Raw genomic sequence first — 11,436 nt, 5'->3', positions numbered from 1 at the left:
TTTAAGTTTCACGGCATTATTACTGACGGGCAATTATTACAACCTAATCCCGATTCTCAGCGTGCTATTGAAATCTACGGCGATTCCATAACCTCTGGTATAGCTGTAGAACATCCCGTTACAGGAGTTCAAGATCCTGATGGCAATAGCGATCGCATTTCCAATGCTTACTATAGCTACGGCTCGATTTTAGCCAGACATTACGATGCAGACGTATCTCTAATCTCCCAAGCTGGAGCATCTTTAGTTAACGGTTTTGGTTACTGGAATACTTTTTGGAACAATGGTACTGGTGGAGAAGCTTTTTACAATAGGGTCAAACCTTTGCCTGATGCTTCCTTGTGGAACTTTAATAATTATGACCCCAATTTGGTAATTATTGCCTACGGTCAAAATGACTCGGCTACAGTAGGTGATAAATTATCCAAACAAGAATGGAAAGAGCGTTATAAGCAATTCATTGCCAATTTGAGAGCCAAACGTCCCAGTGCTTACTTTATTGGTATGTTTCCTGCGATGTACCACGACAGTCAGTGGGATAGTTACATCACCGAAGCGATCGCCGAATATCGTCAAGAGAATAACGACGAGCGCATTTTTTCTTTAATTCATCCTCAAGTTACCCCAGGACATCCCCGCATTAGCGAACAAGAAACAATGGCAGAAACTTTAAAAGATTTTATTGATAGTACTTTAGTTAATAGTGGTTTTAACTGGGATAATTAATAATTTCATTTGATATTTAATATTTATTTTGTGTCTGGTTTTCTTGTAGTTTGACTACACGAACAAAGCTTGCCGTTAAGTCTCCCAATAAAGATACTAAAAAGAAATCATTATTCATTCCCGTTGCGTTAAAGCTGATATCTTTAAGAATCCAAGTTTTGGTTTTTAACTCCCCCGAATTACTATTAGTATGTACGAGTTTTACAGGGCAGCCGTTTTCATTAGTATACTTTAACGCCCATTTAACATTACCCTCATCTAGATACGTTACTTTTACAGCTACCTCTCCCGTACCTTTGATAAATCGATCGTCTAAAGCGAAACCAATTTTGTTATATCCTTTATATCTTTGAGTTTTTCTGGCTATAAAGTCATAGGGATGTCTTCGATCGCGAAAGATTTGTTTTCCTCCATGACCAGATTTCAATGCGGGTAGAGTTTTTATCGATTGGCTATCCCGCTGATATAGCCAACGCTCGAAATTCTTTAATGGTTTCGTTCCATCATCGTTATAAGCTTCTGGATTCATGGGATAATTGGTATGAGGATTATTGGGCGCAAGATTGCTTTGCCGTAAATACACCCAAGCGTCTGCCGTACTATAAACATCTTTTCCCAGACTGAGAGACACAAATTCAGAAAGAGCAGGATCGATAAATGCAGCAGTTCCTTCATCCCAGATAGTAGTTCTACGCATTTGTAAAACTCTTAGCATTGATTCGCGATAACCGTGCTTGTAAGCTTTCCTGTCGCCAAAACGATATTGTGTGATGGAATTAAAGAAATATGCCTCATTCTCATCGCCAGATGCTCGTTTTTCCTTGATGAGCGGGACATTTTCATCAACCTCTAAATATCCATCTTTGGTTACATTCATACCAATAAGAGGCTCATAAATATGTTTCAAATAATATTCAACCTGCCCGCCACGGTGTCCCATACCCAGATCTATAGCAAGTTCTACATCTGCATCTCTGGTGGAAGGATTCATTAGTTTGTTGACATATTTCCCTGCTGCATCAGCCCATGCCCGAAGTCGCTCTTCGTATATTTTTCGTTCTGCTGTTCCCAGTTTTGGTCCTACTCCTTCCTCTCCTCTTGTCGGGCTGCCAAGATGGACATATGCGTTTAGCACTCTCGGATCGGCAAATATACCAGTTTCTCCTAGTTTCTCGATTGCCTTTAAATAACGCGAATGATAATAAGGCGAGTATTCATCCAAGTTAATTAACTCGAATGATGGGTGAATATTATGTTTGATCTGTTGGATTGGATATTGACTTCCCAACCATTTTGGTGCGGATTCTTCTCTCGCTCTAATTCTATCCAAACGGTTTTGGGGTAGTGGGCTGCCGTCGTCTTGATATCCATCATATTCCCACCCCGCTGCGAGAAAGCGAAACTCTATTTTGTATTTACCATTTTCGCTAACTTTGTCAATAGCACGTTTTAGACCTTCAACATTATAAACCCCTTCTTCTGGCTCAAAGTCGCGCCATGTAAAATCTAAACGTCTTTTAAAATTACCTCTATATCCTTTTGCTAATAGCTTTTCATCAGCCGATATTCCATCGATTTTCCTGGTTTTAACTACTGCGGAGTGTGGAGCGGGTTTTACCCAGTCTGGCATAGACCAATCGAATCCATTTCGTTCGTGGTCGAAGTTTTTCCAACGATGCAATTCTATTTCTTTGCCAAAAAAATCTCCTTCGGTCATTTGTGAAAATGCAGTCTGGGTTTGTATCAGGAAGAAAGCAGAAAGTAGACCAATAACTTGCCATTGTCTGGGATGAAAACATGATTTCTTGTTCATTTTAACTATGTCTTCTTAGACTTCTTCTGCGAATAATCCGCTCGATCGTCAAATACTTTTTTGAGTAAACAATTTGTTAAAGTATCAATTATAATCGTTGCAAGGTCTAAATATAGCTAATTAGTTATGTAAGATGTATAATTAGGACTGTTGGGCAAGTTTAAAGCTCAAATTTAAACACCTTGATAAATAAGGATTTACATTCTAAGTGTATTTCGTAATGCACCAACTAAATTTATTTTTTGCTTGCTTGGTGATTGCAAAATAGTCGATCGCTCAGCAGAAAATAATACATTCAAGACGTTTCAATAAAACAAGAGGTGTAATTATGAATGCAAGTACAAACGGAAAAAAGTCCTTCAGGATTATGATTTAGAGGTTAATTCTCCTGCATCAATTAAAGAACTAACTGCAAAAGAGGCTTTTCACAAAAATTTCCAAGGCTATATCTTAGCCGAACAAAATTTAGACCGAGCTTATTTTCCTTATTGTGATTTTCGCTTTTGCGATCTCAGTCAAAGCAGAATGCAAAAAGCAATTTTAAGCAATACCAAATTTAGTGGCGCAAATTTATTCCAAGCCGATCTTGAAAATGCTTCTTTTTTGTTTGCTTCTTTGGTCAAAGCAAATTTTATGGGTGCTAATTTAACTAGAGCAAATTTACGCTATGCAAACTTACAAAATGCAAATTTACAACAAGCCCTCATAGTTGAAACAGATTTTCACGGGGCAGATCTTGAAGGAGTTAATTTTGATAGAGCAACCATCAAAAAAGCTAACTTTTATCGAGCGCGTAATCTTAATTTAACTGGAGCAAACTTAGATCTATTAAGTATTGATATTGATGGTCTTCCCTGTCTCAGATAACTTTAGTTCCCTGTAAATGGTCATTATTTTAATTAGAAAAACAGGAGAGTGTTTGTAAGGCAAGATTCCTTGGCAAACACTCTTATCCCTTTATCGATCCTTGATAAAGGACTAATTGCTAATCATCAATTAAAAATCAGACGATTCGATTTTGGAAAAAAGGCGATCGACAAATCCAGAAACGAAAGTAAGAACTATCGAACCAAATACAGCGGGGAAAAATCCAGCGATTTCCAAACCTGGAGTTAAATAGCCTACCAAACCTAAAGAAATCGCGTTTACTACCAAAAGAAACAAGCCCAAAGTTAGAATAGTTAGAGGAAGTGTGAATATAACTAGTATTGGTTTAACAAACGCATTAACTAATCCCAACATCGCTGCCCCAACGACAGCAGAGGAAAGACCGATAATAGTAATGCCAGGAACAAAAAAGGCAGTAACGATCAAAGAAATAGCGGTGGCTAACCAAGTTAACAAGAATTGCAACATCTCAGTTACCAAAAATATAATATTGAATTACCTCAATAGTAATAAATTTTCCTTAGCCATTTCTACTAGTAAAAGTTCGGTATCTGCGAGCAACTTTGGTGCGAAAACTCACATTGACACCCCCCGTATGTTGTTCTAAGAGAAGTAGAGGAGTTGGTTTTGCCTTTTGATTCCAACTCATCGTTATGATATGCCCTTGAATTGTAGGCAACCAATTGTTATTGCGTCGATCGGATAAATTTCCACTAGATTCCCATTTACTCCTTCTTTCGGTAGGGCTGAGAAACTTCTCTACGCATTCAACAATTTGATCGATGGTTTTAGAAGTAGATTGGGTAGGTAATTTAGTTAATTTGACTTGAATCCGAAATAATACCCGACGAATTCTTTTGCCTTGACTATCAGTGTCGTAAGTAACATCAAAGATTTCATCAATATTAAAACCACTTTTGCTACCAATACCGCCACCAGCATTTTGCGAGAGATTGATTCGCATAGCAGTACTGACAAACTGTTTGACTTTTACTTTAGCTTGATTGACCAAAACATTGCGGAATACTGGTTTTTGCATTCGCATTCTAATGTAGTCGAGATTGCAATCTCTTGAGTTAATCAGATCGGGATTTTCTTCCCATTGACGAATAGTTCCTAATGCCGTATTCAATCTTTTTTCTAAACTAGCTACTTTAATCTGTTCGTATTGAATTGCTTTCTGTAATTGTTTGTATTTCCATTTACCATAAACAATTAAAGCAATTAAAGCGATAAATAAACCAGAACTACTGACAATCCAGATCGGGCTATTGACTATTTTGGAAGTCAGTTTGATTTCTGCTATGTTCAATTCAATTGGCAAAGAACCTAAAGCAAGTTCCAGTTTAGAATCCCTAGCAGGATTAAAATAACTAGGCATATAAAATTAGATTATAAAAATTATTCTATATATAGAATATGCCCATTAATTGATTAATAAATAACACCAGAACGATTATAAAGATAATTAAGCGATCGAAACTAATTTGTTTATTTTTCGAGCCTTATTTAATATATTTTGCTAGTTCTGTTTCTAAGGTGGCAATTAAATTATCTAGATTTCCATCAGTTTCAGCCAAACAATCAGGAGGTGTAGTTTCTGGTTGAAAATTAATTAATTTTATTTGTCCTTCACCAATCGCAATGATTACCACTTCTGTTTGAGGATCGTAGCCATCAACAATACCCAAAATTTCTTGTAATTGTCCTCTGGTATTTTTATTAAGAGCTTCTAAGTCTTCTGAAGAACAAGCAACAAAATGAGGATTGGGTTGAAGATCGATACCGAGAACATCTTTACTTTGCCATTCTTGATTTAATCCCCAGGCTAAAGCAGCAAGTTCCGATTCATAATCGAGCGCAAAACTATTTAGTTGATGTCGCCATTTTTGCTGTTCTATTTCTGGCTTATTGTTACTCAAATTAAACATAGTTTAGAAAACAGAATCGGTTAATAGGAAGGATATAGCAGTAAATAGTCTTTCAACTGTACCATTTCTTATAATCTTCTGAGTCTAAACTAAAGTCAAATCTAGATTGCTTATCTAAATTATTTTAAATTTGTATTTGAAAATCTCGTAGCTTAGATGTTCTAGATCTCGCATTCCATACTGGCAAAACTAATGGCGTTAAAACCAAATGCCAACATTAAAGGCATGGGAGACATCCATAAGTAGCTAGAGACTAAAGATACAATGCTTACCGCAACGGTCAAAACTAATAATTTTTGTTCGCTACTGCTTAAGCCTTTTTGACTCTTAATCAACCGCATTACTTTTTGAGGAATAGGTTCTGGCATCACGCAGTTGGGAGGAAAAGCCCAATAGCTGTCATAGCGTTCGCGAAATAGATCTGTCCAACCATTGCGATCGCACCATTCTTGAATCCATTCGTCTTGAAAGTGTTGCATAAGATTTGAAATAACTTTAGTTTACTGAAAAACTTGTGTAATTAAAGCTTTCAATATTGTCTAGTTTAATTACTGTTTTAATAGACTAACAAAAGCACTATTTTTTTTAAATACTATTTTTTAAATACTTAACAAACCTTAAATGAAACTACTAACAACATAATTGCCAATAAGTATAATTGCTCAAGGAGCTTTGACATCATCTTAATATATCTCAATTATCCTTTAATATTCTTGAATTTATACTTTTAAAAATTCTATTTCGGTACGGATAAAATCTAACTTTATGTCCCAAGGATCTTTGGGTAAAAAGTCTACAAAAGCAAAATCAAAAACAATACCAACAGTAGGAATGGGAGAAGCTGTGGCAGAACTCAATAAGCGATCGTAATAGCCTCCACCATAGCCCAAGCGATATCCTTGCCGATCGCAGGCTACTGTAGGTACGAGAATTAAATCGGCTGTTTGGACTGACACCATAGGAGCAGTTTCTAAAGGTGTTTGAATGCCATATTTATCGATTGCCAAAGAATCTTCTGATTGCCATTCGTGCCAAATCAAAGAACCTGCGACGCAACGAGGAAAAGCCCATTTTTTATTAAGAGAAAATAAAGGACTTAAATCTACTTCTTGACGAAAACTAAAGTAAGCAAAAATAGTGGTTGATTGTTCTAATAAAGCTGAATCTGCTAACTGCTGGCAAATTAAATTACTCTTTTTTTGCCACTCTTCTACAGAAAGTCTTTGTCTTTGTCTTAATATTTCTTTTCTTAATTGTTTTTTGTCCAGTCCATTCATCGAAAATAACTAAATCATCTTGACAATACTCAAACTTTTACCTAGATTCCCCCTGTCTTTCTATATAGAGCAAAACGAGCCTTTCAGAGATTTTTGCTACGACTTGTTACAAAATGTTTGGGTTGGGGTCGATTATGACGCAAATTAATGGTGGAATACCTTTATATATTTATAGAAGGAGATTATCATGTCTATTTCAGATACTCAGATTTATATCGCTCTAGTAGTAGCACTTGTTACTGGATTTATGGCAATGCGTCTTTCTTTAGAGCTTTATAAATAAATATCTAACAGTCAAAGCAACTTTGACTCGATAGTTTGTTATGTAGAGGGTTTTAGATTGGCAATATAAATTTATATTGTTAGTCTAGAATCCTTAACTGTTTTTAAACACCTAATTTAAACATGGGTTTCGATCGGCAACATCTTCAGAAAAACCGTCGTAAATCTTCTAAACGGGTCAATCCCTATCGAGGAGTAACCACTGAAATTGGTTTGAAGCTAATTTTGAGTTGGGCAATTGCGATCGCCGCTATCGCTTCTTTCTTCAAACTCTTACCCTATCATCTTTCGCAACAGGAAAAACTGGAGGAATTGCGCATTCAAGTCCAAGAAACCGATGCCAGAGTCACGCAACTGAGAGATCTCTTAAATCATAATTTCGATCCTCAAAGAACTCAAAGCCTAATGGAACAATATAGCTCTCTGACTTCTCCCAACCAAAGTCGCATCTATTGGTTGCCAGAAAAAAATCAACCAGAAAATCTCAATGAAGAAGAGCAATGAACCAGTAGTTAGTTATCGAGAGCTTTCAAGGGATCGAGTAATTGATTGAGCCATCGATTTACTTTGCTTCTATACTTAGCTAGTTTTGGTCTAGTTACTAAGAGATCGAGAGCTTTTTGGTAGTCTCCTACGGCACAATTCCAATCACCCCGCAAATGATAAGTTCTGCCTCTTTCAGCATAGATTCTTTCATGGAGGGAATCGCCAATAATTAAAACAATATCTAAATTTTCTAAAGCTAAATCGTATAATTCTAATTCGCGGAAGGTAATTCCTTGGTTGATCCAAGCGCGGAGATTAGCAGGATTTAGATCTAAAGCTAAATCGTAATCGGCGATCGCACTGCTCAAATCTCCTTGGGCTGCATAGCAATTAGCACGGTTATTATAAGCACTATCCAGATAGGGATCGATTTCTAACGCTTGAGACAAATCGCAAAGAGCTTCAATAATTTGATTGTTGCGAAAATACATTAAGCCTCGATTATTATAATCGGTTGCATTACTGGGATCGTGGGCAATCAGGCGATCAAGGAGCGAAATTGCCACCTCATATTCTCCTTGAGATGCTTTTTCTTGAATACAACTTCTCAAACATTGTTGAGAATTAAGATCGTCTAAAGTTGATAAAGAACAGTTAAATAATGATGCCAGATCTAAGCCATAAGATGATACAGATAATTTTTGTTTTATTGGTTGAGTATTTTTATAATCAATCTGGCGATTGTAATTGCTTTTCATAGCATCAATTAAACCTTTGCTAGAGATACTTTACTATCAAGCTCTATATTTCTTTGGAGTCTTATGTGTCACCCATCGAACTGTCTCATTGTTTTGTAAATTTCCTCAACTAGATTCTTAATTCTTTATAAAGAGCATCATGACTAAAAAAAACTCAAACGTCTTCCTTAAAATTACTTAAATTAAATTTGAACTTGTTATAAGGTTTGAAAATAAATATTGTTTTAAGTGACAATCGAACGAAATTTTCTCGTTAGCCAACCCTTCTAGATTAGATTCGATCTTAAGTATTTACTATTGCGATAGTTAAAACTTATTTATTTAATATGGGCGTTTGACAATATGACTACGGGAACAATATTCGCACAAGCATCAGATTTAACTCGCGAAGATTATTGCGTTTTGGGTTTAGCAACTTGTTTTATCCTAGAAGATGGAGAAACCCAGCAATTACAAGTCTTAGAACCAATTCCTTCTGCTGCTTTAGAAGCATTAATTAAAGGTATTCCTACCTCTTATCAATTAGCTTCTGCTGTCACCTTAGAAGAAGTATTTGCTACTGACAGCATCAAAATTCCCTCAGCATTACAAACTAGCGCAGAAATTAATTTATGCGATCGCTTTGCCGAAAGAGTTGCAGCAGCAACTCGCACCTATAAAAGTCGCCCTGAAGCTCAAAAACATATTCCTTTGGGTACGACCAAACAGGATTTTAATTATTCTCTAGCCAGAAAAAGAGTGCTTAATAGTTCTAGAGTCGTTAGTGCTGAAGACAATGTAAAACAGCATTCTCATACTCACAAGGTTCTTTAGATGTTGGTAATGAGGTACAAAATGATTTTATTTATAGCTATTAGCCATTAGTTTTAAGCTTTATTAAAATCACAATCTGTATGTAAGTCATTCTCTAATTATCTTGAAGGGCTAACCACGAGCAATTTTCAGTCAAAGGACATTGAGAACATTTAGGGTTTCTAGCAGTACAAATTAAAGCTCCAAAATCCAAGAGAATTAAATTCCAATGTCCTACCTCCGTAGCTCGTGAGATATAAAATTAGAAAGGAAAAATAAAAGCGATCGCGGAACGTTATTAATGACAACAGCAACAGACTTAATGTTAAGGATATCCAACCTCAATGTTTACTATGGTGAAAGCCATATTTTGCGTGACGTAGATTTGAGCGTTCCTCCCAAGCAAATGGTGTGTTTGATCGGGCGTAATGGAGTTGGCAAAACAACACTTCTCAAAACTATTATGGGATTGCTTGCACCCCGCACTGGAGATATTTTATTTGCGGACAAATCCATAGTTAAATTAAGTCCAGATAAAAGAGCAAAATTGGGTATTGGCTACGTACCCCAAGGAAGAGAAATTATTCCTCGCGTTTCAGTCAAGGACAATCTTTTATTAGGCTTAGAAGCCAAACCCGAAGGTAGAAAAGGTAACGAATCTATACCCGAAGAAATCTTTGAATTGTTTCCCGTACTTAAAACCATGCTATCTCGCATGGGAGGAGATTTAAGCGGAGGGCAGCAACAACAACTGGCAATCGCCCGTGCTTTGATGGGCAAACCTCGACTATTAGTTTTAGACGAACCCACAGAAGGAATTCAACCCTCAATCATTTTAGAAATTGAAGCAGCAGTCAAACGGATTATCGAAGCAACGGGAATTTCGGTTCTACTAGTCGAACAGCACTTACACTTTGTGCGTCAAGCCGATAAATATTATGCCATGCAAAAAGGTGGTATCGTCGCCTCTGGTAGCACTGATGAATTGAGTCAAGAAGTAATTCAGCAATTTCTTGCTGTTTAATTTTCACTATTTTTGTCTTACTTTTTTACACTACAACTTGACTTTCTAGGGCTTTATATCTTCTAATATTTAGTACCTATGTTCTTTGAAAACATAGTCAGTTTTTGCTGCATAGTGAAAATCAATCCTCACTACTAAATACCCTAGAATTCTAAAGTTATGGAAAGTTTAACCCCAGCACAGAAGGAACTTTACGATTGGCTTATTGAATACATACGCTCTACCCAACACGCACCATCGATCAGACAGATGATGAAAGCGATGAACTTGCGTTCGCCAGCCCCAGTTCAAAGTCGCTTAGAAAGATTGCGCAACAAAGGTTATATTGATTGGACAGACGGCAAAGCTCGTACTTTAAGAATTTTACATCAACCAGAAAAAGGCTTATCCATTGAAGGGGCAATTGCTGCGGGAGGTTTAGTCGAACCTTTTACCGAGGACAAAACCAAGTTGGATTTATCGGATTTATTTACTCAATCAGATTGTTATGTGTTGCGGGTTACGGGAGACAGTATGATTGAAGACTTTATTAATGAAGGGGATTATGCTGTAATGCGATCGCTTAACGATAGTTCTGAAGTCAAGAATGGCGATATTGTAGCAGCTAGGGTTTCAGGACACGGTACGACATTAAAACATTTTTATCAAGATAAAGAGCAAATTACCCTCAAGCCTGCTAACCAAAAATACGAACCCATTGAAGCTGAAGCAGAAAATGTAGAAATACAAGGGGTTTTAGTCGGCATCTGGCGAGCGATTGCTAATAATAATTAGTTGTTAGTCATTAGTCATTAGTCATTAGTTATTAGTTAATTGCTTATAGCTAATGGCTTGTGAAAAAAATTAATCGATCGCCATAATTCTCTTATTTCTAAAATGTTAACTTCGATTCTATCTGACGAACTGAAAGAAAAATTGACGACGACCCTCAAGATCGGTTCAGTGGTAGTTAATAGTCGCGTTTTACAGTCTCCCCTATCGGGAGTGACAGATATGGTCTTTCGTCGTTTAGTGCGGCGATATGCGCCAAAATCGATGATGTATACCGAAATGGTCAGTGCTAAGGAAATACACCATCTCACAGAATTACCAGCAATTATGGCGATCGCTCCTGATGAAGATCCCATTAGCATTCAATTATTTGATTGTCGTCCCGATTTTATGGCAAAGGCTGCTTGCAAAGCTGTAGCGGAAGGGGCAAACACCATTGATATCAACATGGGGTGTCCTGTCAATAAAATTACCAAAAAGGGCGGGGGTTCTTCTTTGTTGCGTCAGCCAGAAGTAGCCGAAGCCATTGTAAAAACCGTAGTTGATGCCGTAGATGTTCCCGTAACAGTGAAAACCCGTATCGGTTGGGATGACAATGAAATCAATATTCTCGACTTTGCTCGCAGGATGGAAGATAAGGGTGCATCAATGCTAACTCTTCACGCTCGTACTCGCGCCCAAGGTTATA

General features: G+C 37.0%; 16 protein-coding genes and 1 pseudogene. 9 read left to right on the top strand and 8 right to left on the bottom strand.

The annotated features are described in order from the left end of the window. Window positions 1-726, top strand: a 726-nt coding sequence (locus AC33VI_RS08640) for an SGNH/GDSL hydrolase family protein (protein WP_491781862.1), incomplete at its 5' end; no start/stop codon positions are given. Window positions 727-742: 16 nt separating this feature from the next. Here AC33VI_RS08640 and AC33VI_RS08635 read toward each other — a convergent pair. Continuing rightward, window positions 743-2,539 (bottom strand): hypothetical protein, encoded by a 1,797-nt coding sequence (locus AC33VI_RS08635; protein ID WP_491781861.1) that lies wholly within the window; start codon window positions 2,537-2,539, stop codon window positions 743-745. Window positions 2,540-2,935: 396 nt separating this feature from the next. Here AC33VI_RS08635 and AC33VI_RS08630 point away from each other — a divergent pair. After that, a pseudogene (locus AC33VI_RS08630) lies at window positions 2,936-3,055 on the top strand (hypothetical protein); the annotation flags it as partial. A 9-nt stretch (window positions 3,056-3,064) separates the two neighbouring features. Continuing rightward, window positions 3,065-3,406: a pentapeptide repeat-containing protein gene (locus AC33VI_RS08625; RefSeq protein WP_491781860.1), complete on the top strand. Its 342-nt coding sequence runs from the start codon at window positions 3,065-3,067 to the stop codon at window positions 3,404-3,406. A 129-nt stretch (window positions 3,407-3,535) separates the two neighbouring features. Here the strand turns inward: AC33VI_RS08625 and AC33VI_RS08620 are convergent, their stop codons facing one another. The 5 genes from AC33VI_RS08620 to AC33VI_RS08600 form a co-directional block, all read right to left on the bottom strand. Further along, a complete protein-coding gene (locus tag AC33VI_RS08620; protein WP_491781859.1) occupies window positions 3,536-3,895 on the bottom strand; it encodes a phage holin family protein in 360 nt (119 codons plus the stop codon). A gap of 52 nt (window positions 3,896-3,947) precedes the next feature. Next, window positions 3,948-4,808 carry a hypothetical protein gene (locus AC33VI_RS08615; protein WP_491781858.1) on the bottom strand — a complete coding sequence of 287 codons (861 nt, stop codon included), beginning with the start codon at window positions 4,806-4,808 and terminating at the stop codon, window positions 3,948-3,950. 124 nt (window positions 4,809-4,932) lie between these two features. Continuing rightward, on the bottom strand, window positions 4,933-5,358 hold the full coding sequence (gene ccmS / locus AC33VI_RS08610) for a beta-carboxysome assembly chaperone CcmS (protein ID WP_491781857.1): 426 nt from the start codon (window positions 5,356-5,358) through the stop codon (window positions 4,933-4,935). A 161-nt stretch (window positions 5,359-5,519) separates the two neighbouring features. Next, window positions 5,520-5,837 carry a slr1957 family protein gene (locus AC33VI_RS08605; protein WP_491781856.1) on the bottom strand — a complete coding sequence of 106 codons (318 nt, stop codon included), beginning with the start codon at window positions 5,835-5,837 and terminating at the stop codon, window positions 5,520-5,522. Window positions 5,838-6,077: 240 nt separating this feature from the next. Beyond that, the gene (locus AC33VI_RS08600) at window positions 6,078-6,635 is read right to left on the bottom strand and encodes a 5-formyltetrahydrofolate cyclo-ligase (RefSeq protein ID WP_491781855.1); all 558 of its coding nucleotides are present in this window, start codon (window positions 6,633-6,635) and stop codon (window positions 6,078-6,080) included. Between the two features lie 187 nt (window positions 6,636-6,822). On the opposite strand from AC33VI_RS08600, the gene psaM reads away from it, so the two are divergent. Further along, entirely contained in the window at window positions 6,823-6,918 is a 96-nt protein-coding gene (gene psaM / locus AC33VI_RS08595) for a photosystem I reaction center subunit XII (RefSeq protein ID WP_491781854.1), read from the top strand. Between the two features lie 122 nt (window positions 6,919-7,040). Beyond that, on the top strand, window positions 7,041-7,421 hold the full coding sequence (locus AC33VI_RS08590; RefSeq protein ID WP_491781853.1) for a slr1601 family putative cell division protein: 381 nt from the start codon (window positions 7,041-7,043) through the stop codon (window positions 7,419-7,421). An 8-nt stretch (window positions 7,422-7,429) separates the two neighbouring features. Here AC33VI_RS08590 and AC33VI_RS08585 read toward each other — a convergent pair whose 3' ends face one another. Then, window positions 7,430-8,161, bottom strand: a complete 732-nt coding sequence (locus AC33VI_RS08585; protein WP_491781852.1) for a tetratricopeptide repeat protein — start codon at window positions 8,159-8,161, stop codon at window positions 7,430-7,432. Between the two features lie 342 nt (window positions 8,162-8,503). Between AC33VI_RS08585 and AC33VI_RS08580 the strand changes: the two genes are divergently transcribed. Beyond that, window positions 8,504-8,974: a hypothetical protein gene (locus tag AC33VI_RS08580; protein ID WP_491781851.1), complete on the top strand. Its 471-nt coding sequence runs from the start codon at window positions 8,504-8,506 to the stop codon at window positions 8,972-8,974. 94 nt (window positions 8,975-9,068) lie between these two features. Here AC33VI_RS08580 and AC33VI_RS08575 read toward each other — a convergent pair whose 3' ends face one another. Further along, complete coding sequence (locus AC33VI_RS08575) at window positions 9,069-9,167, bottom strand: hypothetical protein (RefSeq protein ID WP_491781850.1); 99 nt, start codon at window positions 9,165-9,167, stop codon at window positions 9,069-9,071. 87 nt (window positions 9,168-9,254) lie between these two features. On the opposite strand from AC33VI_RS08575, the gene urtE reads away from it, so the two are divergent. The 3 genes from urtE to AC33VI_RS08560 form a co-directional block, all read left to right on the top strand. Then, window positions 9,255-9,977: an urea ABC transporter ATP-binding subunit UrtE gene (gene urtE / locus AC33VI_RS08570; RefSeq protein ID WP_491781849.1), complete on the top strand. Its 723-nt coding sequence runs from the start codon at window positions 9,255-9,257 to the stop codon at window positions 9,975-9,977. Between the two features lie 159 nt (window positions 9,978-10,136). Then, a complete protein-coding gene (gene lexA / locus AC33VI_RS08565; protein ID WP_491781848.1) occupies window positions 10,137-10,751 on the top strand; it encodes a transcriptional repressor LexA in 615 nt (204 codons plus the stop codon). 102 nt (window positions 10,752-10,853) lie between these two features. Further along, on the top strand, window positions 10,854-11,436 hold a 583-nt coding region (locus tag AC33VI_RS08560), incomplete at its 3' end, for a tRNA-dihydrouridine synthase (protein WP_491781847.1).

This window comes from Waterburya sp. (assembly GCF_058530065.1).
Note: the sequence above shows the minus strand (reverse complement) of the source record. Positions and strands in the feature narration are given on the sequence as shown.

Excerpts from the sequence above, each read along its gene's own strand:
- AC33VI_RS08590 (WP_491781853.1), top strand. The coding sequence starts at position 7,041 with ATGGGTTTCGATCGGCAACATCTTCAGAAAAACCGTCGTAAATCTTCT.
- AC33VI_RS08600 (WP_491781855.1), bottom strand. The coding sequence starts at position 6,635 with ATGAATGGACTGGACAAAAAACAATTAAGAAAAGAAATATTAAGACAA.
- AC33VI_RS08585 (WP_491781852.1), bottom strand. The coding sequence starts at position 8,161 with ATGAAAAGCAATTACAATCGCCAGATTGATTATAAAAATACTCAACCA.
- AC33VI_RS08620 (WP_491781859.1), bottom strand. The coding sequence starts at position 3,895 with ATGTTGCAATTCTTGTTAACTTGGTTAGCCACCGCTATTTCTTTGATC.
- AC33VI_RS08580 (WP_491781851.1), top strand. The coding sequence starts at position 8,504 with ATGACTACGGGAACAATATTCGCACAAGCATCAGATTTAACTCGCGAA.
- AC33VI_RS08625 (WP_491781860.1), top strand. The coding sequence starts at position 3,065 with ATGCAAAAAGCAATTTTAAGCAATACCAAATTTAGTGGCGCAAATTTA.
- lexA (WP_491781848.1), top strand. The coding sequence starts at position 10,137 with ATGGAAAGTTTAACCCCAGCACAGAAGGAACTTTACGATTGGCTTATT.
- psaM (WP_491781854.1), top strand. The coding sequence starts at position 6,823 with ATGTCTATTTCAGATACTCAGATTTATATCGCTCTAGTAGTAGCACTT.
- AC33VI_RS08605 (WP_491781856.1), bottom strand. The coding sequence starts at position 5,837 with ATGCAACACTTTCAAGACGAATGGATTCAAGAATGGTGCGATCGCAAT.
- AC33VI_RS08635 (WP_491781861.1), bottom strand. The coding sequence starts at position 2,539 with ATGAACAAGAAATCATGTTTTCATCCCAGACAATGGCAAGTTATTGGT.
- ccmS (WP_491781857.1), bottom strand. The coding sequence starts at position 5,358 with ATGTTTAATTTGAGTAACAATAAGCCAGAAATAGAACAGCAAAAATGG.
- urtE (WP_491781849.1), top strand. The coding sequence starts at position 9,255 with ATGACAACAGCAACAGACTTAATGTTAAGGATATCCAACCTCAATGTT.
- AC33VI_RS08615 (WP_491781858.1), bottom strand. The coding sequence starts at position 4,808 with ATGCCTAGTTATTTTAATCCTGCTAGGGATTCTAAACTGGAACTTGCT.